The organism is Alloyangia mangrovi (assembly GCF_002300555.2).
Classification (GTDB): Bacteria; Pseudomonadota; Alphaproteobacteria; order Rhodobacterales; family Rhodobacteraceae; genus Salipiger; species Salipiger mangrovi.
On record NZ_NTHN02000039.1, the window covers coordinates 1 to 23,508 of the forward strand.

25 protein-coding genes are annotated in these 23,508 nt (G+C 66.3%); 8 read left to right on the forward strand and 17 right to left on the reverse strand.

Going from position 1 to position 23,508, the window contains the following annotated elements; all coding sequences use genetic code 11:
* Positions 1–96: 96 nt before the first annotated feature.
* The 8 genes from gpmI to CLG85_RS18600 form a co-directional block, all read right to left on the reverse strand.
* Positions 97–1,614: a 2,3-bisphosphoglycerate-independent phosphoglycerate mutase gene (gene gpmI / locus CLG85_RS18565; RefSeq protein WP_260349838.1), complete on the reverse strand. Its 1,518-nt coding sequence runs from the start codon at positions 1,612–1,614 to the stop codon at positions 97–99.
* Positions 1,615–1,696: 82 nt separating this feature from the next.
* Entirely contained in the window at positions 1,697–2,977 is a 1,281-nt protein-coding gene (locus tag CLG85_RS18570) for a TRAP transporter large permease (protein WP_095882875.1), read from the reverse strand.
* A complete protein-coding gene (locus CLG85_RS18575; protein WP_095882876.1) occupies positions 2,977–3,474 on the reverse strand; it encodes a TRAP transporter small permease in 498 nt (165 codons plus the stop codon). Before CLG85_RS18575 ends, CLG85_RS18570 begins: the two co-directional genes overlap by 1 nt.
* A 99-nt stretch (positions 3,475–3,573) precedes the next feature.
* Positions 3,574–4,578 carry a TRAP transporter substrate-binding protein gene (locus CLG85_RS18580; protein ID WP_095882877.1) on the reverse strand — a complete coding sequence of 335 codons (1,005 nt, stop codon included), beginning with the start codon at positions 4,576–4,578 and terminating at the stop codon, positions 3,574–3,576.
* A 259-nt stretch (positions 4,579–4,837) separates the two neighbouring features.
* Complete coding sequence (locus tag CLG85_RS18585) at positions 4,838–5,092, reverse strand: DUF6455 family protein (RefSeq protein ID WP_095882878.1); 255 nt, start codon at positions 5,090–5,092, stop codon at positions 4,838–4,840.
* Positions 5,093–5,095: 3 nt separating this feature from the next.
* Positions 5,096–5,419, reverse strand: a complete 324-nt coding sequence (locus CLG85_RS18590) for a DUF6455 family protein (protein ID WP_095882879.1) — start codon at positions 5,417–5,419, stop codon at positions 5,096–5,098.
* A gap of 4 nt (positions 5,420–5,423) precedes the next feature.
* Positions 5,424–5,681, reverse strand: coding sequence for a DUF6455 family protein (locus tag CLG85_RS18595; RefSeq protein ID WP_095882880.1), 258 nt, complete (start codon positions 5,679–5,681; stop codon positions 5,424–5,426).
* Between the two features lie 90 nt (positions 5,682–5,771).
* Positions 5,772–6,497 (reverse strand): M48 family metallopeptidase, encoded by a 726-nt coding sequence (locus CLG85_RS18600; protein ID WP_095882881.1) that lies wholly within the window; start codon positions 6,495–6,497, stop codon positions 5,772–5,774.
* A 179-nt stretch (positions 6,498–6,676) separates the two neighbouring features.
* Here CLG85_RS18600 and CLG85_RS18605 point away from each other — a divergent pair, with 179 nt between their 5' ends.
* Positions 6,677–6,922, forward strand: a complete 246-nt coding sequence (locus CLG85_RS18605; protein WP_095882882.1) for a DUF8831 family protein — start codon at positions 6,677–6,679, stop codon at positions 6,920–6,922.
* Here CLG85_RS18605 and CLG85_RS18610 read toward each other — a convergent pair whose 3' ends face one another.
* On the reverse strand, positions 6,923–7,180 hold the full coding sequence (locus tag CLG85_RS18610; RefSeq protein ID WP_095882883.1) for a DUF167 domain-containing protein: 258 nt from the start codon (positions 7,178–7,180) through the stop codon (positions 6,923–6,925).
* Positions 7,181–7,332: 152 nt separating this feature from the next.
* On the opposite strand from CLG85_RS18610, the gene CLG85_RS18615 reads away from it, so the two are divergent.
* On the forward strand, positions 7,333–7,911 hold the full coding sequence (locus CLG85_RS18615; protein WP_260349839.1) for a nitroreductase family protein: 579 nt from the start codon (positions 7,333–7,335) through the stop codon (positions 7,909–7,911).
* Entirely contained in the window at positions 7,908–8,609 is a 702-nt protein-coding gene (locus CLG85_RS18620; RefSeq protein ID WP_224846184.1) for an EI24 domain-containing protein, read from the forward strand. The genes CLG85_RS18615 and CLG85_RS18620 overlap by 4 nt, the downstream gene beginning before the upstream one ends.
* A 23-nt stretch (positions 8,610–8,632) precedes the next feature.
* On the opposite strand, the gene CLG85_RS18625 is transcribed toward CLG85_RS18620, so the two are convergent.
* Together CLG85_RS18625 and mce are read right to left on the reverse strand one after the other, a co-directional pair.
* Positions 8,633–8,926 (reverse strand): DUF1467 family protein, encoded by a 294-nt coding sequence (locus CLG85_RS18625; protein WP_095884321.1) that lies wholly within the window; start codon positions 8,924–8,926, stop codon positions 8,633–8,635.
* A 9-nt stretch (positions 8,927–8,935) separates the two neighbouring features.
* Positions 8,936–9,340, reverse strand: a complete 405-nt coding sequence (gene mce / locus CLG85_RS18630) for a methylmalonyl-CoA epimerase (RefSeq protein WP_095884322.1) — start codon at positions 9,338–9,340, stop codon at positions 8,936–8,938.
* Positions 9,341–9,505: 165 nt separating this feature from the next.
* Here mce and CLG85_RS18635 point away from each other — a divergent pair, with 165 nt between their 5' ends.
* The 3 genes from CLG85_RS18635 (at position 9,506) to CLG85_RS18645 (ending at position 11,662) form a co-directional block, all read left to right on the forward strand.
* Complete coding sequence (locus CLG85_RS18635; protein WP_224917645.1) at positions 9,506–10,240, forward strand: response regulator; 735 nt, start codon at positions 9,506–9,508, stop codon at positions 10,238–10,240.
* A gap of 74 nt (positions 10,241–10,314) precedes the next feature.
* On the forward strand, positions 10,315–10,791 hold the full coding sequence (locus CLG85_RS18640) for a hemerythrin domain-containing protein (protein WP_095882987.1): 477 nt from the start codon (positions 10,315–10,317) through the stop codon (positions 10,789–10,791).
* Between the two features lie 238 nt (positions 10,792–11,029).
* Positions 11,030–11,662 (forward strand): MT-A70 family methyltransferase, encoded by a 633-nt coding sequence (locus tag CLG85_RS18645; protein ID WP_095882988.1) that lies wholly within the window; start codon positions 11,030–11,032, stop codon positions 11,660–11,662.
* A gap of 96 nt (positions 11,663–11,758) precedes the next feature.
* Here the strand turns inward: CLG85_RS18645 and CLG85_RS18650 are convergent, their stop codons facing one another.
* Together CLG85_RS18650 and aspS are read right to left on the reverse strand one after the other, a co-directional pair.
* Complete coding sequence (locus CLG85_RS18650; RefSeq protein WP_095882999.1) at positions 11,759–12,490, reverse strand: BglII/BstYI family type II restriction endonuclease; 732 nt, start codon at positions 12,488–12,490, stop codon at positions 11,759–11,761.
* A gap of 5 nt (positions 12,491–12,495) precedes the next feature.
* Positions 12,496–14,277 carry an aspartate--tRNA ligase gene (gene aspS / locus CLG85_RS18655; protein ID WP_095882989.1) on the reverse strand — a complete coding sequence of 594 codons (1,782 nt, stop codon included), beginning with the start codon at positions 14,275–14,277 and terminating at the stop codon, positions 12,496–12,498.
* Between the two features lie 184 nt (positions 14,278–14,461).
* Here aspS and CLG85_RS18660 point away from each other — a divergent pair, with 184 nt between their 5' ends.
* Both CLG85_RS18660 and carB read left to right on the forward strand, forming a co-directional pair.
* Positions 14,462–15,694, forward strand: a complete 1,233-nt coding sequence (locus tag CLG85_RS18660) for an SAM-dependent methyltransferase (protein ID WP_095882990.1) — start codon at positions 14,462–14,464, stop codon at positions 15,692–15,694.
* Positions 15,695–15,960: 266 nt separating this feature from the next.
* On the forward strand, positions 15,961–19,332 hold the full coding sequence (gene carB, locus CLG85_RS18665) for a carbamoyl-phosphate synthase large subunit (protein ID WP_095882991.1): 3,372 nt from the start codon (positions 15,961–15,963) through the stop codon (positions 19,330–19,332).
* 790 nt (positions 19,333–20,122) lie between these two features.
* On the opposite strand, the gene CLG85_RS18670 is transcribed toward carB, so the two are convergent.
* Genes CLG85_RS18670 through CLG85_RS18685 form a run of 4 tightly spaced genes read right to left on the reverse strand, consistent with a single transcriptional unit; the run spans position 20,123 to position 23,448 of the window.
* Positions 20,123–20,809, reverse strand: coding sequence for an ABC transporter ATP-binding protein (locus tag CLG85_RS18670; RefSeq protein WP_095882993.1), 687 nt, complete (start codon positions 20,807–20,809; stop codon positions 20,123–20,125).
* Complete coding sequence (locus CLG85_RS18675) at positions 20,806–21,555, reverse strand: ABC transporter ATP-binding protein (RefSeq protein WP_095882994.1); 750 nt, start codon at positions 21,553–21,555, stop codon at positions 20,806–20,808. The genes CLG85_RS18670 and CLG85_RS18675 overlap by 4 nt, the downstream gene beginning before the upstream one ends.
* Positions 21,548–22,531, reverse strand: a complete 984-nt coding sequence (locus CLG85_RS18680) for a branched-chain amino acid ABC transporter permease (protein ID WP_095882995.1) — start codon at positions 22,529–22,531, stop codon at positions 21,548–21,550. The genes CLG85_RS18675 and CLG85_RS18680 overlap by 8 nt, the downstream gene beginning before the upstream one ends.
* Positions 22,528–23,448 (reverse strand): branched-chain amino acid ABC transporter permease, encoded by a 921-nt coding sequence (locus tag CLG85_RS18685; RefSeq protein WP_092425983.1) that lies wholly within the window; start codon positions 23,446–23,448, stop codon positions 22,528–22,530. Before CLG85_RS18685 ends, CLG85_RS18680 begins: the two co-directional genes overlap by 4 nt.
* Between the last annotated feature and the right edge of the window lie 60 nt (positions 23,449–23,508).

Consider the following 23,508-nt stretch of genomic DNA (forward strand, 5'->3'; position numbering starts at 1 on the left):
CCTCTTCCAGCGCCCGCGCCGCGGCCCGGGCGGCCTCGCCCGGGGCCTGCGCCAGCGCCGGGCCCGCGATCAGGCAGAGGATCAGCGCCGCGGCTCTCATTTGTCGATCAGGCTCGTCCCGGTCATCTCCTCGGGCTGCGGCAAGTTCATCAGCTGCAGCAGCGTCGGGGCGACATCGGCGAGGATGCCGTCATGCACCATCGCGCCCTCGGGCCCGCCGAAGAGGATCACCGGCACCGGGTTGGTGGTGTGGGCGGTGTGCGGGCCATTGGTCTCGTCGTCCCACATGGTCTCGCAGTTGCCGTGGTCGGCGATGACCACCATGGCGCCGCCCACCTTCTCGAGCGCCGCGACCACCTTGCCGAGGCCCTCGTCCACCGCCTCGCAGGCCTTGATCGCCGCCTCGAGATCGCCGGTGTGGCCGACCATGTCGGGGTTGGCGAAATTGGTGACGATGAGATCATAGCCCTTCTCGATCGCGGCGACGAAGCGCTCGGCCACCTCGGGCTCGGACATCTCGGGTTGCAGGTCGTAGGTCGCCACCTTGGGCGACTTGGGCATGAAGCGGTCCTCGCCTTCCTCCGGGGTCTCCTTGCCGCCGTTGAGGAAGAAGGTGACATGCGGATACTTCTCGGTCTCGGCGAGGCGGAACTGCGTGAGCCCGTGCTTGGCCACCCATTCGCCCAGCGTGTTGACGATCACCCGCTTGGGATAGGCGGTGGTCATGTAGGCGTTGTGCTTGTCGGAATACTCGACCATGCCGAGAAGCGCCGAAAGCCCGGGCTTCTCGCGCGCGAAGCCATCGAAGTCGGGCGCGCCGATGGCGGCGAGGATCTCGCGCGCCCGGTCGGCCCGGAAGTTGAGGCAGAAGAAGCCGTCGCCCGCCTTGAGCCCCGCGTAGCCACCCACGACGGTGGCCGGGATGAACTCGTCGGTCTTGTCCTTGGCATAGCTCTGGCTGACGGCGGTCACAGCATCGGGCGCGCTCTCGCCCTCTCCCTTGATCATCGCGTCATAGGCGGTCTGCACCCGCTCCCAGCGGTTGTCGCGGTCCATGGCGTAGTAACGGCCAATAACGGTGCCGATGCTGGCGCCCGCGGGCAGGCTCTCGGAGAGGTCCTTCACGAAGGCCTCGCCCGATTTAGGCGGAACGTCGCGGCCATCGGTGATCGCGTGCAGCACCACCTCGAGGCCCTGATCGACCAGCAGCTTCACCGCCGCCTTGATGTGCACGATATGGCCATGCACGCCGCCGTCCGAGACGAGCCCCATAAGATGCGCGCTGCCGCCAGCGGCCTTCACCTTGGCAGCGAACGCGAGGATCGCCTCGTTCTTGAAGAAGGAGCCATTCTCGATCGCGAGGTCGATCTGCCCCAGATCCATCGCCACAACACGGCCCGCGCCGATGTTGGTGTGGCCCACTTCCGAGTTGCCCATCTGCCCGGTCGGCAGGCCCACGTCCGGCCCGAAGGTCACCAGCTTGGCGTGCGGGCAGGTGGCGTAGAGCTTGTCCATGGTCGGCGTCTTGGCCAGCGCCGGCGCGTTATACGCCGTCTCGTCACGCAGGCCCCAGCCGTCGAGGATGGTCAGGACAACGGGTTTCGGAGTGGTCATGCTCAAACGCCCTTTTTCTCGCGAGGTTGTCGCAGGTGTAGCAGGGCCGCGCGGCGATGTGGAGGGCCGCCGCGCGCCGGGCTCAGCCGAAGATCAGTTTCGGGATGAAGAGCGAGATCTGCGGCAGGTAGGTGATCAGCAGCAGCACCAGGATGTTGACCACGACGAAGGGCCAGACCCCGGCGATGATCTGCGACACCGGCTTGCCCAGCGTCGAGGAGGCCACGAATATGTCGAGCCCGAAGGGCGGCGTGATCATCCCCAGCGAGATGTTCAGCGTGACGATCATGCCGAAATGCACCGGGTCGATCCCCAGCGACTGCGCCACCGGGAAGAGCGGCGGCACCAGCACCAGCAGCGCCGAGTTCGGGTCGATGAACATCCCTGCGATGAAGAAGCAGAGGTTGGCCACCATCAGGAAGGTGATCCAGCCCGCGTCCACCGACTCCAGAAGACCGATGATCGAATTGGGCACCTGCGCCAGCGTCACGAAGAAGGAGATCAGCCCGCCCATCGCCAGAAGCACGAAGATGATCGCGGTGTTGATGGCGCTGCGCTCGGTGATCTTGAAAAGGTCGTTCCACGTCAGGCTGCGCAGGATGAAGGCCTCGACGACGATGGCATAGACGACGCTGACCGCCGCCGCCTCGGTGGGCGTGATGAAGCCGGAATAGATGCCGCCGAGGATGATGACCGGCATCCCCAGTGCCCATTTCGCCCGCCAGATGGCGCAGAGTCGCTCGGCCCACGGCACGCGCGGCTCGCGGGTCACCCCGCCCTTGCCGGCCTCGATCCAGACGAAGAGCGCGAAGGCGAGCCCAAGCACCAGCCCCACCGCGAGCCCCCCGGCAAAGAGCCGCGAGATCGAGGTGCCGGTCATCCAGCCGTAGACGATGAGGGTGATCGAGGGCGGGATCAACAACGAGGTCTCGGCGCTGGCGACCAGCAGGCCGAGGCTGAACTTGTCCGAGTATCCGGCCCGACGCATCTCGGGATAGACCATCCGGCCCATGGCCGCGACCGTCGCCGGGGCCGAACCCGAGACCGCGCCGAAGGCCATGGAGCCGCCGACAACCACGTGGCCGATGCCGCCGCGGGTGTGGCCGACGAGCGCCTTCACCACGTTAACCAGCTGCGCGGCGATCTGCCCCGCGCCCATGAGGTTGGCCGCGAAGATGAAGAAGGGGATGGCCAGCAGCGTCGTGTGGTCGATGCCGCCGACGATCTTCTGCACGATCGCGGGGTCCGGCAGCTTGGCGTAGAAGATTTCCTTGTAGGCCAGCGCGGGCACACCCAGCACCAGCAGCATCTCGAAGCCCGCAAGCAGCAGGAGCGCGGCGAGGAGAACGATCAGGATCAGCATCACTCGGCCTCCGCCTGCGCCGCGAAGCGGTCTATGACGCCGAAGAGGCTGAGCCCGTAGCGCAGCGCCAGCAGCAGGAAGCCGATGACCGGCGCGAGGTAGATCAGCCCCATGGGGATGCCCAGCGTCGGCGAGGTCTGGCCGGATTTCAGCACGAATTGCACCATCTGCACACCGAGCCATGCGACGTAGACCGAGAACAGCAGCCCGACCGTGTCGATACCCCGCAGCAGCCAGCGCCGCGCGCCCTCAGGCAGCTTGTCCCGCAGGTTGGTGATGCCGACGTGCTTGCCGCGCTCCAGCGCGAGGCCGAGCGCGAGAAAGACCAGGAAGAGGTTCATCAGCCGCACCGCCTCTTCGATCCAGGCGAAGCGGCTGGCCATGGTGCCACCGAATTCCCGCACCACGACCGAGCCGAAGAACAGCGCCACCATTGTCAGGAAGAGCACCACGAGGATCGTGCGCTCGACCTTTCGCAAGAGGGTGAGAAGGGGCATGGGCGGTCTCCGGGTCTGTCGCGAGCGGCTTGCAAAGAGGCGCCCGAGAAACCCGGGCGCCCTGTGTGGTCTTGGAATGTCTGCGGCGCGTGGCCCGGCTTACTTGGCGGTGGCCTCTTCGTAGGCGGCCAGCAGCGCCTTGCCCGCCTCACCGGCCATGGCGACATAGGCTTCCGAGGCCGGGCCCCAGGTCAGTTCGCGCAGCTCGGCGCGCTCTTCGGGAGAAGCGACGCGCACGTTGGTGCCGGAGTCCTTGATCACCTGCAGCGCCTCTTCGACGGCGGCGGCCTTGTGGGCGGTCAGCTCGGGGATGACCTCGGCGAAGGCACCTTTGATCACGTTCTGGTACTCGGCCGGCAGGCTCTCCCAGAACATCGGGTTGAAGAGCACCACGTCTTCCATCGCACCGTGATCAGAGATCACCACGTTCTCCTGCACCTCGTAGAACTTCATGTTCTTGATGGTGTCGAGCGGGTTCTCCTCGCCGTCCACGACGCCGGTTTGCAGCGAGGTGTAGAGCTCGCCGAAGGGCAGCGCGATGGCCGAGGCACCCAGAGCGTTGAACTGCTCGATGAGGATCGAGCTGTCCATCACGCGGAACTTCTGGTCGGCGAAGGCGGCGAGATTGTCCAGCGGCTTGTTCGAGGTGAACTGCTTCTTGCCGTTCGGCCAGAGCATCAGTGCGACCATTCCCTTGTCGGCGAAGGTCGCCAGCAACGCCTGGCCGAAGGGACCGTCGCGCAGCGCCTGCGCCTCGGCGGCGTCCTCAGGGATCAGGTAGGGGATGTCGAGGATCGAGACCGCCGGGTTGAAGCCGCCGAGGAATGCGGCAGGGGCGACGGTGGCCTCGATGGTGCCGAGCTGCACGCCCTCGTTCATCTGGCGCTGGTTACCCAGCTGGCCCTGCGGGAAGATCTGCAGCTCGACCGCGCCCTCGGTGCGCTCCTTGACCAGCGCGGCCACCTTCTCGAGGTGCACGTGGCGGCTCTGCGCGGTGCTTTCGAGGTGGCCGATCTTGGCCACGAACTCCTGCGCCGAGGCGGCTCCGGATGCGAAGGAAAGCGCAAGCGCAAGCGCGGCGCCGGCAAAGCGGGTCATGACCATGCGGGGTACTCCAGAATTTTCAACGCCACTAGCTATCGGCGGCGCAGGGCGCAAGTCAAAGCGAACCGCCTATACGGAAGGCGGTCCCGATGCATAGGCCCGTTTCTTGGGCGCCCCGCCCCGCTTGCAGCGTCGGCGTGAGGCGCGGCTCAGAGATCGGCCCGCGGCGACCCGCGGGATCCGGGCAGAAAAAAGCGGCCCGCTCATGTGCAACGGGCCGCAGTGAGATGCACTCCCCTCTCAAAAAAGTGCACCTGTCTCATCTCGCGCGCCTGAGCCGGGTCAACGGTGCCGAGATCCGGCATCCCGGCGGCGGCGCCTTGGCCAAGTCGCACTGGCTTGCCAGCCACTTTTCGCATTGTTCCACCAGCGCGCAGCTGCGGCAGGCGGCCACCATCACCTGATACTCCTCGGGCCGGAGCCGCCCCTTGTCGATCATCTCGCCAAGATTGAGCCCCATCACCCGCGCGACGCTGCGCGCCAGCCAGAAGTGCCGTGCCTGATCGCCCAGCATGACTCATACCTCGTGCCGAAGTTCATCCCGCAACATCTTGAAGGGGCGTCGGTTCACGCAGTCCTCGGGACAGGTGCGCGGGCCCTCCGCTTCGGCCTCGATCCCGGCCATGTGGTCGAGCCACCGCGCGCATCCCTCGGCCCAGAGACAGACCCGGCAGCGCCCGACCATCCCGGCCCAGTCGCGCTGCGGCAGCACGCCGCGGCGCTGCGCCTCGACGAGATCGACCCCGGTGGCCCGGGCCATGCGCTGCACGCGCCAGTAATGGGTGCGCTCGTCTCCCAGCGGAAACGGCCTCGGACCGCGCAGCATGTTGGCCGAGATCATCGCCCTAGCCTCCGGTCAGGTCGCGGAAGAGATCGGCGTTGCGGCAGTAGCTCGGCGTGGCCGCCATGATGCCGTCGCGCGTGGCGAGCCAATGCTCGCATTCGCCGGGCTTGTGGCAGCCGGTGCAGGCCAGCACCGCATCCTCGAGACCGGCAAAGCTCAGCCGGCCGCGCAGCATCTGTTCTTCGAGATCGACGCCGAGCGCTCCGGCCATCTGGTCGACGAGACCGGCGTGGCGCTTGAAATCCTTTGCTCCGGGCATGGCAGTTCTCCCTTGTTGGCGGCCTTTTCGGCCTTGCCTCGGGATGAGCCTAGCACGGCAGGGCGGGGTCGCCCTTGATGCACATCAACGTCAGACGCCGCCGCCGGCCCGATATGCCTCTGCCGTGCGCCGTACGGTTTCGATTCTTTCGCTGTTCGGCGGATGTGTCCCGAGGAAGCGATTCCCCGGATCGGGCAGGCGCTCGAAGAAGCGCGCGCCGCGAATCGGATCGAAGCCGCTGCGCAGCGTGATCACCGTGCCCAACTCGTCCGCCTCCAGCTCGTAATTCTTGGTGAAGGTCCGTGCCCCCACCGACGCGCCGAATTCCTCGGCCGAGCGCACCGAAGCCTCGTCGGCGCCGGTCATCGCCGCGATGCCCGAGAAGATGATCGCGCCGATGGCGGCATCTTCCTGCACCCGGTCGAGGTGGCCGAGGATGTGGTGCGAGGCCTCGTGCCCCATGACAAAGGCCAGCTCGTCGGCATTCTGCGCCTCGCGGATCAGCGCAAGGTTGAAGGCCAGCACCGGCCGGCCCTGACTGTCGCGGGTCTGGAAGGCGTTCGGGGTCTCGTCGGGGCGGTCATCGACCACGATTAGGAAGTCGCAATTGGCCCCGTCGCGGGTGAAGGCGTGGCACTGGCTCTCAGCCACCGGCTCGACCCGGTGCACCACCTCGGTGAACTGCTGCGCGGCACGGGATTCGGCGCCCGAGAAGGGATCGTTGCGGCCCGAGGGCACCGAAGAAATCGGCGCCACGGTACAGGCCGAAACGAGGGCCGAGGCGAAGACAAGGAAAACGGGCAGAAGTCGGCGCATGCGGCGGGTCGCTCCGGTTCGGGTCATGGATCCAAGGATAGGCGGCGCCGCGTCCCGGCGCCAGTGCAGCGCGCATTCAGTGGCATCTTTGTGCTTTTTGCGTGTGCCCAGCTTCCCCGCCGCGCGTTGGTACATTTTGTGGATTGCGCGCCGCGGGGCGGCAGGTCTAGGCTAGGATCATGTTCAGCATCGAGCACGAATTCGACGCCACCGTGGTGACCCTCGTCGACGAGGGAGAGCCGCATTTGCAGGAAGACGTGATCGTCTCGAGCTTCGAGGAATGCGTCACGGTCGAGCAATACGACCCGCGCACCGACAGGGTGAACAAGATCACGCTCTCGATGACCCAGATGCGCGATCTCGCCGCCGCGATCAGCTTGCCCGAGGGCGTCTACACACGCCAAGAACCCGACGAGGAGGAGTGATCACTCCTCGACCCGGAAGGCCTTGTCCCGCGAGGTCGCACCGCGGGTCAGCGTGAGCCGTGACTTCGGCACCCCCAGCGCCTTTGAGAGCAGCTTGACCACCGCCTCGTTGGCCTTGCCGTTCTCCGGAACGGTGGTGACGTAGACGCGGATCTGCCCCTCCTCCTCGCGGATCTCGTTGCGCGACGCCTTGGGTGTGACGCGCAGCTCCAGCACAGTGCCGGGCGCGGCGAGGTGCGAGAGGTCGGTCTTGGCCATGGCGGAGCTCCTGTAACAAGGGTGCATGGCGTCATAGCAGGCCCTCGCGCCGCGGGCATCCTGTTCTTTCGGACGTCCCCCCGCGCGCCGCAACCGGTTGAATCCGCGCCGCCAAAGCCTGACATAGGGGGCAACTGAATGAGGAGACGGCGATGCCCACCCCCAACCCGCAGGCGATGGATTTCCTGCTCAGCCGGCGCTCGCGCCCGGCCAAGACCCTGACCGGCCCGGCACCGGACCGCGCGGCGCTGCTGCCGCTGCTCACCGCCGCCGCCCGCACGCCGGACCACGGCAAGCTCGAACCCTGGCGCTTCATCGTCCTGGAGCGCGGCGCGCTCGACCGCGTGGCCGAGGCGGTCACCGCCCGTGCCGCCGCGCTCGAGATCGAGCCCGAGCAGGCCGCCAAGGCCCGTGCCGCCTTTGCCGACAGCCCGCTCTGCGTCGCAGTGATCGAGGTGCAGAAGCAAAGCCCCAAGATCCCGCCGCTCGAGCAGACCTACTCGGCGGGCGCCGCCTGCCTAGCCCTGCTCAATGCCGCGCTGGCCTCGGGCTGGGGCGCGAACTGGCTGACCGGCTGGGCCTCACACGACCGCACCTTCGTCGCCGAAACGCTGGGGCTGGCCGAAAACGAGCGCGTCGCAGGCTTCATCCACATCGGCACAGAGACCTCGGCACCGCCCGAGCGCCCCCGCCCCGACCTCGAGGCGATCACCACCTGGATGGACGCATGATCCCGGCGTCCTTCCTCGCCGCCATCGGCCAGATCGGCGATCCGCGCTTTCGCTCGGTGCTGCTCAAGGGGCTCGGCCTGACGGTCGGGCTCTTCGTGCTGATCTACTTCGTCTTCGTCACGGTGGTGGGATGGCTGGTCGGCGACACGGTCACCCTGCCTTGGATCGGCGAGGTGACCTGGGTCGACACTGCGATCAGCTGGGGCGCGGTGCCGCTGATGATGCTGCTCTCGGTGGTGCTGATGGTGCCCGTCGCCTCGGCGATCACCTCGTTCTTCCTCGATGACGTGGCGCAGGCGGTCGAAGACCGGCACTACCCCGCGCTCGGCCCGGCCTACGAGGTGAGCTGGGGCGAGGCCATGCGCGACACGCTGAGCTTCCTCGGGGTGTTGATCGGGGCGAACCTCGTGGCGCTGGTGCTCTACATCTTCTTCGCCCCCTTCGCGCCCTTCATCTTCTGGGGGCTGAACGGCTTTTTGCTGGGGCGGGAATATTTCACCCTCGCCGCCATGCGAAGGGTCGGGCGCGAGCAGGCGGCGGTGCTGCGCCGCCGCCACCTGGTAACGATCTGGATCGCCGGGGTGCTGATGGCGCTTCCGCTTTCGGTGCCGCTGGTGAACCTGCTGATCCCGATCCTCGGGGCGGCGACCTTCACCCACCTCTACCACCGGCTGCAGGGCGAACGCCCCGCAGGCTAGGCGAACAGTCTAAGCTGGCGGGGTCACTCGCCAGCCGTCACCGGCGGGCCCATCCGGTTGAACATCCAGCCGTCGATGTCCCGCACCGAGATCATCCCGCTGAAGATGATCCCCGCGAAGATCCCCCACAGGACGACCGAGATCCCTGTGGTGATCCACGCCTTGCGCTTGAGGTTGTGCACCTCGGGGCTGCCGGCGTGGGTGCCGGGAACGATCTCGCCGAGATCCCCCTGCGTCTTCAGCCGCACGGGGATCACGCAGAGAAAGGTCATGAACCAGATGACCGCGAAGAGCACGATGCCGGAGGTGATTGCCATGACCCTGCCTCAGACCTGCTCGAGCTCGACCAGCGTGCCCTGGAAGTCCTTGGGATGCAGGAACAGCACAGGCTTGCCATGGGCGCCGATCTTCGGCTCGCCGCTGCCCAGCACCCGCGCGCCCTGCGCCTTCAGGTGGTCGCGCGCGGCGAGGATGTCCTCGACCTCGTAGCACACATGATGAATGCCGCCCGAGGGGTTCTTGTCGAGAAAGCCCTTGATCGGCGAGCCCTCTCCAAGCGGGTAGAGCAGCTCGATCTTGGTGTTGGGCAGCTCGATGAAGACCACCGTCACGCCGTGATCCGGCTCGTCCTGCGGCGCGCCGACCGCTGCGCCCAGCGTGTCGCGGTACATCGCCGAGGCCGCCTCCAGATCGGGCACGGCAATGGCGACATGGTTGAGACGACCGATCATGACACTCTCCCTCGAATCCTCGCGTCGCCCGGTTATCGCGCGTGCGGCCCCTGCCCCGCAAGCCGGGTGCGTCCATTAACCGCCCATTAGCCAAGGGGGCGCAGGATGGACCGGCCCGGACGCCCCTTCGCGGCCCCGGCGCACAGCTCTATCGAGGAAGGCCCGATGACCGACAGCGACATGACCGACAGCGACCGCAACACGCCCTTTCCGCCACGCCCCACCGCCACCAGACCCCTGCTCGGAATGACGATCCTTGCGGTGGAAGACAGCCGCTACGCCTGCGATGCGCTGCGCCTGATGGCCCTGCGCAGCGGCGCAAGGATCCGCCGGGCGGACTGCCTGCAGGCGGCGCGCCGGCACCTGTCGCTCTACCGGCCGACCGTCGCGGTGATCGACCTTGGCTTGCCGGACGGATCGGGCGCCGGGCTGATCGCCGAACTGGTGGCGCGCAGCCCGCGGCTGCCGGTGATCCTCGGCATCAGCGGCGATCCCTTTGCCGAGAACATGCTGCGCGCCGCCGGGGCGGACGGCTTCCTGGAAAAGCCGCTGCGCAGCCTGCTCGAGTTTCAGAACGCGATCATCGCCGCCCTGCCCGACAGCCGCAAACCAGGCGGCATCCGACTGGTCTCGGACGACCCGATCCATCCCGATCCGCTGGCCTACCAGGACGACATCGCCCATGCCGCCGCGCTATTGCAGGAGGCTGGAGAGCCCGGACTCTCCGACTATCTGGCGCAGTTTCTCGCGGGGCTGGCGCGCAGCGCCGGGGACAACGCGCTCGAACGCGCGGCGCGGGCGCTCGCCGCGGCGCGGGCCGAGCGGCGCCCGACGGCGCAGGCGCTCACCCAGCTCTCCGCACTGCTGCACCAGCGTCTGGCGACCCGCATGGCTATCTGAGCCGGATTCCCGGAACCCCCCCCGCCTCTCTCCGCGTTGCCTGCGCAATCGCCATCTGCACGCGGAGAGCTGCCATGACCTCGATCTACGACGCCATCAAGAAGGACCACGAGACCCATCGCGCCCTACTCGAGCGCATCGACGCAACCAGCGGCGACAGCCCAGAACGCCAGGAGGCCTGGGACGCCTTCTATCGTGACATCAAGTCCCACTCCGCCGCCGAGGAGGAGGAGTTCTATTCCGAGCTGATGAAGCACACCTGGGGCCAGGACGCAGCCCGCCATTCGGTGCATGAGCACGCCGAGATGGATGAGATTCTCGAGGAATTAAACGAGATGGACATGTCCTCGCCCGGCTGGCTGACCCGTTTCCGCACGCTCAAGCATGACTACGAGCACCACATGGACGAGGAAGAGGAAGAGGTCTTCGCCCGCGCCCGTGAGGTCGTCGGCGAAGAGGACAACGACGCCTATGGAAAACGCTTCCTGGACCGCAAGGAAAAGGAGTTAGGGCTGATCGAGGAGAAGAAGGAAGATCATCTCGAGGACTGACCGCCAAGCTCTGCGAGACGCCGCGCAGGAGGGAGTCCCGAGGACCTCCCGGCGCGGCGGCCCGCCCCGATGCGGCCCGCGCCATCTCTCTACCGGGGACCGCAACGTCGAGGCAATTTCCCGCGTTCCCCAGCGTCGAATCGTTCCATTTTTGTTCGCTCCCTGCCATAGAGCGCAAATCCCCCGCGCGCGCGAAAGCCGCGTGACATTTGATCGATCCGGGGGCTATATTTCGACGATGACACAAAGCGCCGCGCAACATCTATCCGAGTTCCTGGGGAACGACCGGTTCGCCACCGTGATGGCCGATCCGCCGTGGCGGTTCACCAACCGCACCGGCAAGGTCGCCCCCGAACACAAGCGCCTGGCCCGCTATCCCACGATGACGCTCGAGGAAATCTGCGCGCTGCCGGTGGCCGACCACCTGCAGGACACGGCGCATTGCTATCTCTGGGTGCCGAACGCACTGCTGCCCGAGGGGCTGCAGGTGCTCCGCTCCTGGGGGTTCGAGTACAAGTCGAACATCGTCTGGCACAAGATTCGCAAGGACGGCGGCTCGGACGGGCGCGGCGTGGGCTTCTACTTCCGCAACGTGACCGAGCTGCTGCTCTTCGGAACCCGCGGCAAGAGCGCCCGCACCGAAGACGCGGGCCGTCGCCAGGTCAACATGATCCAGACCCGCAAACGCGAGCATTCGCGCAAGCCGGACGAGCAATACGCGCTGATCGAGAGCTGCTCGAAGGGGCCCTACCTCGAAATGTTCGGACGCGGCGTGCGCGACGGCTGGACGGTCTGGGGCAACCAGGCCGACGCCGACTACAAGCCAACCTGGAAGACCTACAGCTACAATTCGAGCGTCGCGGCCGAGTAACCGCCGCCAACTGCACGGATCAGCGCAGCGCCAGCCCGACGGCTGGCGCTTTTTGGTCAGTCTTGAACATTTCCGAAAATCCGGCGTCCCCAGGCGTCAGCCCAGCAGGATCGCGTCCGGCAGGCCGATCAGCACCAGCGGGCAGGGATTTCCGACGCCGCGGCGCACACGTTCCTCGAGCTTCGACCAATGCGTGGTGGCGGTGCCGAACTTGTCGGCGACGAACTTGCGGGCGAAGGCTTCGGGGAAAGACACGCCCCTGGCCACCTGCATCTCGACCGCCGAGCGCTGCTTGGCGGTGCGATCGCCGATGCCGAGCCGCTGCAGGTCTTCTTCCGATTGCAGCCCGTTCGCCTCGAGCCAGCCGCGGATGCGCGGCAGCATGCGGTCCTGCAGCGTCGAGCCGCGGGTCACCACGATCCCCAGCGAGATCGCAGACTGGGCGTGCAGGCGCTGGAAATTCTCGAGGTCGCGGTCGAAGAACGGATCCTTGTTGTTCCACTCGATCTCGAGCGCGAGCCGCCCTGCCCCGGCGCGGCGCACGTGGTCGATCTCGTGGGAAATCGCCTCGCGCTCGACGCCGTCGACGATGGTCTGGACAAGGAAGTTGTGCTTTTCCCAGCCGCGGGCGCTGAGCGCGCGCCGCAACCGCTGGGTCTGCCCCGACTCGCCGCCGCCGCCGGCGATCAGCTCAGAGAGTTCGATGGTGAACTCCGAAAGCGTCTCGACCAACTCGGCCGTTTCCTCGGGGAAGTCGACGCTCAGAATCGCCGCGGCATGGTTGCGCACTTCGACATCGAAGCCGCGGGTCCTGAGCGTCTCGAGCATCAAGGTCACTCCTGCGGGATGACCCGCAGGGAGAGCTCCATCAGCTGGTCCGGGCCCGGCACGGAGGGAGCCTGCATCATCAGGTCCTCGGCGCGCTGGTTCATCGGGAACATGATGACCTCGCGGATATTCTGTTCATCCGCCAGCAGCATCACGATCCGGTCGATGCCCGCCGCGCAGCCGCCGTGCGGCGGGGCGCCGTAGTGGAAGGCCTGGTAGAGCGCGCCGAAGCGGTTCTTGACCTCCTCCTCGCCGTAGCCCGCGATCTCGAAGGCCTTGAGCATGATCTCCGGCTTGTGGTTCCGGATCGCGCCCGAGACAAGCTCGTAGCCGTTGCACGCGAGGTCGTACTGGAAGCCGCGCACATCCATCGGATCGCCCAGCAGCGCGTCCATGCCGCCCTGCGGCATCGAGAAGGGGTTGTGCTCGAAGTCGATCTCGCCGGACTCTGCGTCCTTCTCGTAGATCGGGAAGTCGACGATCCAGGCAAAGGCGAAGCGATCGGTCTCGGTCAGGCCGAGCTCGGCACCGATCACGTCGCGCGCCTTGCCTGCCACGCGCTCGAAGCTCGAGGGCTTACCACCAAGGAAGAAGGCCGCGTCGCCGACACCCAGGCCAAGCTGCTGGCGGATCGCCTCGGTGCGCTCGGGGCCGATGTTCTTGGCCAGCGGGCCGGCGGCCTCGATGCCTTCGCCCTGATCACGCCAGAAGATGTAGCCCATGCCCGGCAGGCCTTCCTTCTGGGCGAAGGCGTTCATCCGGTCGCAGAACTTGCGCGAGCCGCCGGTGGGCGCGGGGATGGCGCGGACCTCGGTGCCTTCCTGCTCAAGCAGCTTGGCGAAGATCGCGAAGCCGGAGCCGCGGAAGTGCTCGGAGCAGTCCTGCATCTTGATCGGGTTGCGCAGGTCGGGCTTGTCGGTGCCGTACCACTTGGCCGCGTCACGATAGGAGATCTGCGGCCATTCACCGGGCGCGTCGACCTTACGGCCACCGCCGAACTCCTCGAAGATGCCCGCGATCACCGGCGAGATGGTGTCGAAGACGTCCTGCTGCTCGACGAAGCTCATCTCCATGTCGAGCTGGTAGAAGTCGGTCGGCGAGCGGTCGGCGCGCGGATCCTCGTCGCGGAAGCAGGGCGCGATCTGGAAGTACTTGTCGTAGCCCGACACCATGATCAGCTGCTTGAACTGCTGCGGAGCCTGCGGCAGCGCGTAGAACTTGCCCGGGTGCAGGCGCGACGGCACGAGGAAGTCGCGCGCGCCCTCGGGCGAGGACGCGGTGATGATCGGCGTCTGGAACTCGCGGAAGCCGTTGCCCCACATGCGGCGGCGGATCGAGGCGACCACATCCGAGCGCAGGGTCATGTTGCGCTGCATGCTCTCGCGGCGCAGGTCGAGGTAGCGATACCGCAGGCGGGTCTCTTCCGGGTATTCCTGTTCGCCGAAGACCATCAGCGGCAGCTCGTTGGCGGCGCCCAGCACCTCGATGTCGCGGACGAAGACTTCGACTTCACCGGTCGGCAGCTTGGCGTTCACCAGCTCGGGGTCGCGGGCCTTCACCTCGCCGTCGATGCGGATGCACCACTCGGAGCGCACCTTCTCGACCGCCGCGAAGGCGGCGCTGTCGGGGTCGCACAGGACTTGCGTGATGCCGTAATGGTCGCGCAGGTCGATAAAGAGAATGCCGCCGTGATCGCGGATGCGGTTCACCCAGCCGGAGAGACGGACGGTCTCGCCGACGTTGGCCTTGGTCAGATCTGCGCAGGTATGGCTGCGATAGGCATGCATGGCTCTTGCCCTTCGGAAACTGCTGGAAAGTTAGGCGCCGATACACCGCTAGAGCCGCGGGAAGTCAAGGGAGGCCCACGGTATTTGCCATATTTCGTTCATGTTGTAACGTCTGGGAACCTTTTTGCGATTCAAGCGGTTTTTCTGAGTTTTTTGCACTTCACGCAGTATAGGGGGGGCCGGCATGTGGCAGACCTTGCTCGAACGGATCTTGAAAAGACTCATTGTAGAAGGGCGCTTGCGAGTCACCTGGCCTGACGGCACCAGCCGCGACTACGGGCCCGGGGCCGGCCCGGAAGCCGAGGTCACGCTGACCGACGACAGCATCATCGGCGAGCTTTGCCAGAACCCCGCCCTGGCGCTTGGCGAGGGGTACATGGACGGCAGAATCGACTGCCCGCCGCACAGGCTCTATGCCTTCATCGCGCTGCTGGTGCGCAACCAGCAGTCAGGCAAGATGCCAAGCTGGTTCTCGGCCAGGGACAGGATGCGCGTCGCTCTGCGCGGCATCGAGCAGCGCAACAACCCGCTGCGTTCGCAGACCAACGTGAAGCACCACTACGACATCTCGGACGATCTCTACCGGCTCTTTCTTGACCAGGACATGCAGTATTCCTGCGCCTATTTCACCGATCCGGGCATCAGCCTCGAAGCGGCGCAGAAGGCCAAGAAGGACCACATCGCCCACAAGCTGCTGCTGAAGCCCGGCATGCGCGTGCTCGACATCGGCTGCGGCTGGGGCGGCATGGCGCTGACGCTGGCGCGCGACTACGGGGCGCAGGTGACCGGGGTGACCCTTTCCGAGAACCAACTCGCCACCGCCAGGCGCCGCGCCGAGGAGGCCGGGCTTGCAGACAAGACCGACTTCCGACTGCTCGATTATCGCAAGATCGAGGATCGCTTCGACCGGGTGGTCTCGGTCGGGATGCTCGAGCACGTGGGCTACCCGCACCTGCGCGAGTATTTTGCCAAGGTGCATGACGTGCTCGCCCCGGACGGTGTCGCGCTCATTCACACCATCGGCCACACCGCCCCGCCCGCGCCGACCTCGCCCTGGATCGACAAGTACATCTTCCCCGGCGGCTACATCCCCAGCCTCTCGGAAGTCTCGGCGGCGGTCGAGAAGTCCGGCCTCTGGACCTCCGATGTCGAAGTGCTGCGCGGCCACTACGGGCCGACGCTGAACCACTGGCGCCGCCGCTTCGAGGCGGCGCTGCCGAAGGTGCGCGAACTGGGCTACGACGAGCGCTTCATCCGCATGTGGCGGCTCTACCTTGTGGTCTGCGAGGCGGCGTTCGAGGAAACCCGGCAGGGGGTCTTCCACGTGCAGCTGTCGCACAAGCAGTACGCCGTGCCGACCACCCGGGATTACCTCTACGGGACACACGAGCAGGAAATGCTGCACGCTGCGCAGTAGGGTCTCGTAACCCGCCACCGCCTCGACCCTGGCCGCTCCACGGCCCGGCGCTTGCCGTTGAAATTCCGGGAAGACTTCGTGACCCAAGGGCAGCCTGCCGTCACGCCGCTGTCACCGCCATTTGCTTTGCAGAAGAAAACAAGGCGGATCTGGGGTTGCGTGGGCAAAGCTTCTGTCTATAACGCACGACAATTTGCGGGGAGCGGCGACTCCAGCGCGTGCTGCCCCATGCCCGACCGCGACATACATGACATGAAGGTGCCCCCATGCCTAAGAGAACCGATATCAAATCCATCATGATCATCGGAGCGGGGCCCATCATCATCGGGCAAGCCTGCGAATTCGACTACTCCGGCGCCCAGGCCTGCAAGGCCCTGCGCGAAGAAGGCTACCGGGTCATCCTGGTGAACTCGAACCCGGCCACCATCATGACCGACCCCGAGCTCGCCGATGCGACTTATATTGAGCCGATCACCCCTGAGGTCGTCGCCAAGATCATCGAGAAGGAACGCCCCGACGCGCTGCTGCCGACGATGGGCGGCCAGACCGGCCTCAACACCTCGCTGAAGCTCGAGGAAATGGGCGTGCTCGAGAAGTTCGGCGTCGAGATGATCGGCGCCAAGCGCGACGCCATCGAGATGGCGGAGGACCGCGCCCTGTTCCGCGAGGCGATGGACCGCATCGGCCTCGAGAACCCGCGCGCCACGATCGTCACCGCGCCGAAGAAAGAGAACGGCAAGGTCGATCTCGACGCCGGCGTCGCCATCGCGCTCGAGGCGCTCGAGGACATCGGCCTTCCGGCGATCATCCGCCCTGCCTTCACCCTCGGCGGCACCGGCGGTGGCGTCGCCTACAACCGCGAAGACTACATGCACTACTGCCGCACCGGCATGGATGCCTCGCCGGTGAACCAGATCCTCGTCGACGAGTCGCTGCTGGGCTGGAAAGAGTATGAAATGGAGGTCGTTCGCGACAAGGCGGACAATGCGATCATCGTCTGCGCCATCGAGAACGTCGATCCGATGGGCGTGCACACCGGCGACTCGATCACCGTCGCCCCGGCGCTGACCCTGACCGACAAGGAATACCAGATCATGCGCAACGGCTCGATCGCCGTGCTGCGCGAGATCGGTGTCGAAACGGGCGGGTCGAACGTGCAATGGGCGGTGAACCCCGAGAACGGCCGCATGGTCGTGATCGAGATGAACCCGCGCGTGTCGCGCTCCTCGGCGCTGGCGTCGAAGGCCACCGGCTTCCCGATCGCCAAGATCGCCGCGAAGCTCGCCGTCGGCTACACCCTCGACGAGCTGGACAACGACATCACCAAGGTGACCCCGGCCTCCTTCGAGCCGACCATTGACTATGTCGTCACCAAGATCCCGAAATTCGCCTTCGAGAAATTCCCGGGCTCCGAGCCCTACCTCACCACGGCGATGAAGTCGGTCGGCGAGGCGATGGCGATTGGCCGCACCATCCACGAATCGCTGCAGAAGGCGCTCGCCTCGATGGAATCCGGCCTGACCGGCTTCGACGAGGTCGAGATCCCCGGTGTCGATGTCGACCTCTGGTCGAACGCCCCCGAGAAATCGGCGGTGATCAAGGCAATCAGCAAGCAGACCCCGGACCGCATGCGCACCATCGCGCAGGCGATGCGCCACGGCCTGTCGGATGACGAGATCCACGGCGTGACCATGTTCGACCCGTGGTTCCTCGCCCGCATCCGCGAGATCGTCGAGGCCGAGGAGCAGGTTCGCAAGGAGGGTCTGCCGACCGACGCTGACGGGCTGCGCGCGCTGAAGATCATGGGCTTCACCGACGCCCGCCTCGCCAAGCTCACCGGCTTTGCCGAGAAGGACGTGCGCAAGCGCCGCACCGACCTCGGCGTCGTCGCCAGCTTCAAGCGCATCGACACCTGCGCCGCCGAGTTCGAGGCGCAGACGCCCTACATGTACTCGACCTACGAGATGCCGATGATGGGCGAGGTCGAATGCGAGGCGCGCCCGTCCGACCGCAAGAAGGTCGTCATCCTCGGCGGTGGCCCGAACCGCATCGGCCAGGGCATCGAGTTCGACTACTGCTGCTGCCACGCCTGCTTCGCGCTGACCAATGCCGGCTACGAGACCATCATGGTCAACTGCAACCCCGAGACCGTGTCGACCGACTACGACACCTCGGACCGCCTGTATTTCGAGCCGCTGACCTTCGAGCACGTGATGGAGATCCTGCGCGTCGAGCAGGAGAACGGCACGCTGCACGGCGTGATCGTGCAGTTCGGCGGCCAGACCCCGCTGAAGCTGGCCAACGCGCTTGAGGCAGAGGGCATCCCGATCCTCGGCACCACACCCGACGCGATCGACCTCGCCGAGGACCGCGAGCGCTTCCAGGCGCTGGTCAACCAATTGGGCCTCAAGCAGCCGCGCAACGGCATCGCCTCGACCGACGCGCAGGCGCTGGCCATCGCCGAGGACATCGGCTTCCCGCTGGTGATCCGCCCCTCCTACGTGCTGGGCGGCCGGGCGATGGAGATCGTCCGCGACATGGCCCACCTCGAGCGCTACATCGCCGAGGCGGTGGTGGTCTCGGGGGACAGCCCGGTGCTGCTCGACAGCTACCTGTCGGGTGCCACCGAGCTTGACGTCGATGCGCTCTGCGACGGCGAGGCCGTGCACGTGGCGGGCATCATGCAGCACATCGAGGAAGCCGGCGTGCACTCGGGCGACAGCGCCTGCTCGCTGCCGCCCTTCTCGCTCTCGGACGAGATCATCGCGCAGATCAAGGAGCAGACCGTGGCTCTGGCCAAGGCGCTCAACGTGGTCGGCCTGATGAACGTGCAGTTCGCGATCAAGAAGAACGAGCAGGGCATCGAGGAAATCTACCTCATCGAGGTGAACCCCCGCGCCTCGCGCACCGTGCCCTTCGTCGCCAAGGCGACCGACAGCGCCATCGCCTCGATCGCCGCGCGGATCATGGCCGGCGAGAAGCTCTCGGCCTTCCCGCTGCGCGCACCCTACCCCGAGAACGCCGATTACGACACCGCCCTGCCGCTGGCCGATCCGATGACGCTGGCCGATCCGAACATGCCCTGGTTCTCGGTGAAGGAAGCCGTGCTGCCCTTCGCCCGCTTCCCGGGTGTCGACACGATCCTCGGGCCGGAAATGCGCTCGACCGGCGAAGTGATGGGCTGGGACCGTTCGTTCCCGCGCGCCTTCCTCAAGGCACAGATGGGCGCTGGCACTCACCTGCCGGAAGAGGGCGCGGTGTTCATCTCGATCCGCGATCAGGACAAGACCCCGCAAATGATCGAGTCCGCGCAGATCCTGTCGGACCTCGGCTTCAAGATCCTCGCCACTGTCGGCACCGCGAAGTTCCTCGAGGAGGCCGGGATCACCTGCGAGGTGGTCAAGAAGGTCTACGAGGGACGTCCGAACGTGGTCGACCTGCTGAAGGACGGCGGCGTGCAGCTGGTGCTCAACACCACCGAGGGCGCGGCCTCGATCTCCGACAGCAGCGCCATCCGCTCGGTCGCGCTCTATGACAAGATCCCCTACTTCACCACCGCCGCAGGCGCCCATGCCGCCGCGCAGGCGATGCAGGCCCGCGAAGAGGGCGATCTGGTGGTCAAGCCGCTGCAGGCGTAAGCCACGGACCAGAGACAAGAAAGGGGCGGGAAATTTTCCCGCCCCTTTTTGTATTCTAGAGACTCCCTTCGATCTAGATTTAGGAAGTGATCTCTCCGGAAAGCAATTTATAGACTCCGGCACCAATTGTTGAGGGAAGTTCTAATCATCCGGATAATTGTTGACTCAGCGGCGCCTTATTTACACCATTATCCGCAGACAGCTCCGGAGATTCGAAAGCCGCCCAAGCGGCCAGGCTTGAGCGGCTCGTTTTTCCGGTTCCGCCAACCAATGAAGGTCGGGGCGGCATCCAGAGTACAAACCGAGTGAATCAACTCGAGTGCGGTGTGTCAACGGCCTTCGCAAACAACGGAGACCTGCGATGGCTCGATATTACCTTAACGACAACGCTCAGGCGAATGGCGATCACGAAGTGCACAAGGAAGGCTGTGCTTGGATGCCGCTAACCTACAACCGCACTTACTTGGGAATTTTCGGCTCTTGCCGACAGGCGGTACAGCAAGCGCGCCGCCACTACAGTTCTGTCAACGGTTGCTATTACTGCAGCACCGATTGCCACACGAGCTGAGGTGCAAGATGGCGACAAATCCTCCTAAAGGCGATGGCCACCGAAACGGTGCTGTTCGCGGCAGATCGCAAACTCAATCACCCAACGGGAATTGGGTGAAGAGGGACACAAAGACTGGCCGCTTCTTGGATCAGAAGACGTCCAGCAAGACTCCGTTCAAAGGCGTCAGAAAAGAGAAATGAGAGGCGCGGGGCAGCAATGCCCCGCCCTACTCGACAACCGTCAAACCCCCAGGTAGCGCTCCGCGACCTCGCCCTTCACCTCGGCGAACACCCCGTCCCAGACCGAGCGCCCGCGTTCGAGGATCACCGCGCGGTCGGCAACCTGCGCCAGTTCCGCCAGCGCCTTGTCGACCACCAGGATCGACAGCCCGCTCTCGCGCTTGAGCACCCCGAGCGCGTCCCAGATCTCCTGACGCACCAGCGGGGCGAGCCCCTCGGTTGCCTCGTCCAGCACCAGAAGTCGCGGGTTGGTCATCAGCGCCCGGCCGATGGCGAGCATCTGCTGCTCGCCGCCCGACAGCGTGCCCGAGATCTGCGTGCGGCGCTCAGCCAGCCGGGGAAACAGCGCCTCGACCCGCGCCTGGTCCCAAGGGCCCGGCCGGGCGGCGGCGATCAGGTTCTCGGTCACTGTGAGGTCGCGGAAGCACCGGCGGCCCTCGGGCACCAGACCGATCCCCAGCCGCGCCACCTTGTGCGAGGGCAACTTGCCGATGTCCTGCCCGGCAAAGCGCCGGACACCCCCCGCCGCCATCATCCCGCACAGGCAGCGCACCGTGGTGCTCTTGCCCATGCCGTTGCGGCCCATGAGTGCCAGAACCTCGCCCTCGGCGATCTCCAGGGACACGCCGAAGAGCGCCTGCGACGCGCCATAGGAGGCGGTCAGATCGTGCAGTTCCAGAAGGCTCATTCGGCATCTCCAAGGTAGGCGTCGCGCACCTCCGGGCTGCGCCGGATCTCATCCACCGTGCCGGTGGCGACGATGCGCCCATAAACCAGCACCGAAATCCGGTCGGCCAATGCGAAGACCGCGTCCATGTCGTGCTCGATGAGCAGGATCGGCGCCTCGGCGCGCAGCCGGTCGAGGATGCTGGTCAGCTGCTGCGAGCCCTCGCCGCCGAGGCCGGCCATCGGCTCGTCCATCAGGAAGGCCCTGGGCTGCAGGGTCAGCGCCACCGCCACCTCGAGCTGACGGCGCTGGCCGTGGCTGAGCTCGCTGACCACAGTGGCGGCATGACCCGCCAGCCCCATGCGCTCGAGCGCGGCCATGGCCCGGTCACGCAGCTCTGCCCGCTTCAGCGCGGGCCGGAAGAAGCGGTAGGGTGAACTCGTGGCCCCCAGCGCGCCCAGCACCGCGTTCTGCAGCACCGTGTCCTCCATCGCCAGCGCCGAGACCTGGAAGGTGCGCGCCAGCCCCATGCGAGCGCGGGCCATGGTGCTGAGCCCGGTGACATCCTTGCCGAGGAAATGCACCGTGCCCTCGTCAGGCGCGATGTTGCCCGAGAGCTGCTTGATCATCGTCGACTTGCCCGCGCCGTTGGGACCGATCACCGCGTGGATCTCGCCGGGACGCAGGTCGAGCGTGATGCCGTCCGAGGCGCGCAGCGCGCCGTAGGTCTTCACCAGCCCGCGGGTTTCGAGAATGGCCTCAGTCATGGGCGCGCTCCCGTCCTGCAATCAGCCCGACAAGGCCGCCCCGCGCAAAGAGCACCACGGCGAGCAGCAGAACGCCCAGCCAGATGTGCCAGTATTCCGACATGTCGCCAAGCCAATGCTCTAGCATCACGAAGACCGCCGCGCCGACCACCGGACCGAAGAGCCGCCCGACGCCGCCGAGGATGATGAAGACCATGATCTCGCCGCTGGTCTGCCAGCTGAACATGGTCGGGCTGACAAAGCGGTTGAGATCGGCAAAGAGCGCCCCCGCAAGGCCGGTGATTGCACCAGAGATGACGAATCCCACCAGTCGCAGCCGCTTGGGGTCGAGCCCCACCGCCTGCACCCGGTCCGGGCTCTGCCGCGCCGCGCCGAGGGCGAGGCCGAAAGGGCTGCGCGCCAGCAGGTGCGCGCCCAGCAGCACGAGGCAGAGCACCGCGTAGCACAGGCCGAAGAACTGGATCGGGTCGAGCGTGTTGAGCCCCGGGAAGCCGTTGCGCACGTAGATCGACATGCCGTCCTCGCCGCCGTAGCGGCTCCAGGAGATCGAAAAGAAGTAGAACATCTGCCCGAAGGCGAGCGTGATCATGATGAAGTAGACGCCCGAGGTGCGCAGCGCCAGCAGGCCGATCAGCAGCGCCACCAGCGCCGACGCCAGCACCGCCACCAGCCAGATGACCGGCATCGAGGTGGACCCCTCGAAGAGAACCGGCCATTCGAACATCGGTTCGTAGTTCTGCACGTGGCTAGCGAGGATGCCCATGGCATAGCCGCCGATGCCGAAGAAAGTGGCGTGGCCGAGGCTCACCAGACCACCGAGGCCGAGCGCGATGTTCAGCCCCACGGCGGCAAGCGCGAGGATCGCGGCGCGCGTGGCCAGCGTGATGGTGAAGGGCTCGCCCATGAGATGCGCGGCCAGCGGCACGAGACCGAGCGCCAGCAGCACCACGGCTCCCAGAAGACGTTCGCGGCTCATGATTTCGCTCCGAATAGTCCGGTGGGCTTCCAGACGAGCACCGCCGCCATCAGCACGTAGATCGCCATCGACGCCAGCGCGGCGCCGGTCTGCGTGGCGGCGGCGGGGTCCATGAAAAGCCCGAAGATCTGCGGCAGGAAGATGCCGCCAAGCGTGTCGGTGAGGCCCACGAGGATGGCGCCGACGAGTGCCCCCTCGATCGAGCCGATGCCACCGATGACGATGACCACGAAGGCGAGGATCAGCACCGGCTCGCCCATGCCCACCTGCACCGACTGGATGGCGCCCACGAGTGCACCCGCCAGCCCCGCCAGCGCCGCGCCGAGCGCGAAGACCAGCGTGTAGAGCCGGGCGATGTCGACGCCGAGCGCGGCGATCATCTCACGGTCGTTCTCGCCCGCGCGGATGCGGATGCCGAGCCGGGTGCGGGCGATCAGCCAGAACAGCAGCGCGGCCACCACGAGGCCCATGCCGATGATGAAGAGCCGGTAGAGCGGATACTGGATGCCCCCCGGCAGGGTAACCGGCCCCGAGAGCGCCTCGGGAATGTCGAGATAGAGCGGGAAGGAGCCGAAGATCCAGCGCGTGCCTTCCGAGAAGATCAGGATCAGCGCGAAAGTGGCCAGCACCTGATCGAGGTGGTCTCGGTCGTAGAGCCTGCGGATCACCAGCCGCTCGACCAGCGCACCCGCGGCGGCTGCGGCGGCGAGTGCCGCGACCAGCGCCAGCAGGAACGAGCCGGTGACGGCGGCGGTGGCGGCAGCGGCAAAGGCGCCGACCATGTAGAGCGAGCCATGGGCGAGGTTGATCAGCCCCATGACGCCGAAGATCAGCGTCAACCCGGCGGCCATGAGGAACAGCATCACGCCCGATTGCAGGCCGTTCAGGACCTGCTCGGCGATGAGGATGGGGGTCATTCTGTGGTCCGTCTCAATTCAGCAGCGGGGCGTCGCCCGCGATGCCCGACCCGCGGGCCG

Excerpts from the sequence above, each read along its gene's own strand:
- gpmI (WP_260349838.1), bottom strand. The coding sequence starts at position 1,614 with ATGACCACTCCGAAACCCGTTGTCCTGACCATCCTCGACGGCTGGGGC.
- CLG85_RS18570 (WP_095882875.1), bottom strand. The coding sequence starts at position 2,977 with ATGCTGATCCTGATCGTTCTCCTCGCCGCGCTCCTGCTGCTTGCGGGC.
- CLG85_RS18575 (WP_095882876.1), bottom strand. The coding sequence starts at position 3,474 with ATGCCCCTTCTCACCCTCTTGCGAAAGGTCGAGCGCACGATCCTCGTG.
- CLG85_RS18580 (WP_095882877.1), bottom strand. The coding sequence starts at position 4,578 with ATGGTCATGACCCGCTTTGCCGGCGCCGCGCTTGCGCTTGCGCTTTCC.
- CLG85_RS18585 (WP_095882878.1), bottom strand. The coding sequence starts at position 5,092 with ATGCTGGGCGATCAGGCACGGCACTTCTGGCTGGCGCGCAGCGTCGCG.
- CLG85_RS18590 (WP_095882879.1), bottom strand. The coding sequence starts at position 5,419 with ATGATCTCGGCCAACATGCTGCGCGGTCCGAGGCCGTTTCCGCTGGGA.
- CLG85_RS18595 (WP_095882880.1), bottom strand. The coding sequence starts at position 5,681 with ATGCCCGGAGCAAAGGATTTCAAGCGCCACGCCGGTCTCGTCGACCAG.
- CLG85_RS18600 (WP_095882881.1), bottom strand. The coding sequence starts at position 6,497 with ATGCGCCGACTTCTGCCCGTTTTCCTTGTCTTCGCCTCGGCCCTCGTT.
- CLG85_RS18605 (WP_095882882.1), top strand. The coding sequence starts at position 6,677 with ATGTTCAGCATCGAGCACGAATTCGACGCCACCGTGGTGACCCTCGTC.
- CLG85_RS18610 (WP_095882883.1), bottom strand. The coding sequence starts at position 7,180 with ATGGCCAAGACCGACCTCTCGCACCTCGCCGCGCCCGGCACTGTGCTG.
- CLG85_RS18615 (WP_260349839.1), top strand. The coding sequence starts at position 7,333 with ATGCCCACCCCCAACCCGCAGGCGATGGATTTCCTGCTCAGCCGGCGC.
- CLG85_RS18620 (WP_224846184.1), top strand. The coding sequence starts at position 7,908 with ATGATCCCGGCGTCCTTCCTCGCCGCCATCGGCCAGATCGGCGATCCG.
- CLG85_RS18625 (WP_095884321.1), bottom strand. The coding sequence starts at position 8,926 with ATGGCAATCACCTCCGGCATCGTGCTCTTCGCGGTCATCTGGTTCATG.
- mce (WP_095884322.1), bottom strand. The coding sequence starts at position 9,340 with ATGATCGGTCGTCTCAACCATGTCGCCATTGCCGTGCCCGATCTGGAG.
- CLG85_RS18635 (WP_224917645.1), top strand. The coding sequence starts at position 9,506 with ATGACCGACAGCGACATGACCGACAGCGACCGCAACACGCCCTTTCCG.
- CLG85_RS18640 (WP_095882987.1), top strand. The coding sequence starts at position 10,315 with ATGACCTCGATCTACGACGCCATCAAGAAGGACCACGAGACCCATCGC.
- CLG85_RS18645 (WP_095882988.1), top strand. The coding sequence starts at position 11,030 with ATGACACAAAGCGCCGCGCAACATCTATCCGAGTTCCTGGGGAACGAC.
- CLG85_RS18650 (WP_095882999.1), bottom strand. The coding sequence starts at position 12,490 with ATGCTCGAGACGCTCAGGACCCGCGGCTTCGATGTCGAAGTGCGCAAC.
- aspS (WP_095882989.1), bottom strand. The coding sequence starts at position 14,277 with ATGCATGCCTATCGCAGCCATACCTGCGCAGATCTGACCAAGGCCAAC.
- CLG85_RS18660 (WP_095882990.1), top strand. The coding sequence starts at position 14,462 with ATGTGGCAGACCTTGCTCGAACGGATCTTGAAAAGACTCATTGTAGAA.
- carB (WP_095882991.1), top strand. The coding sequence starts at position 15,961 with ATGCCTAAGAGAACCGATATCAAATCCATCATGATCATCGGAGCGGGG.
- CLG85_RS18670 (WP_095882993.1), bottom strand. The coding sequence starts at position 20,809 with ATGAGCCTTCTGGAACTGCACGATCTGACCGCCTCCTATGGCGCGTCG.
- CLG85_RS18675 (WP_095882994.1), bottom strand. The coding sequence starts at position 21,555 with ATGACTGAGGCCATTCTCGAAACCCGCGGGCTGGTGAAGACCTACGGC.
- CLG85_RS18680 (WP_095882995.1), bottom strand. The coding sequence starts at position 22,531 with ATGAGCCGCGAACGTCTTCTGGGAGCCGTGGTGCTGCTGGCGCTCGGT.
- CLG85_RS18685 (WP_092425983.1), bottom strand. The coding sequence starts at position 23,448 with ATGACCCCCATCCTCATCGCCGAGCAGGTCCTGAACGGCCTGCAATCG.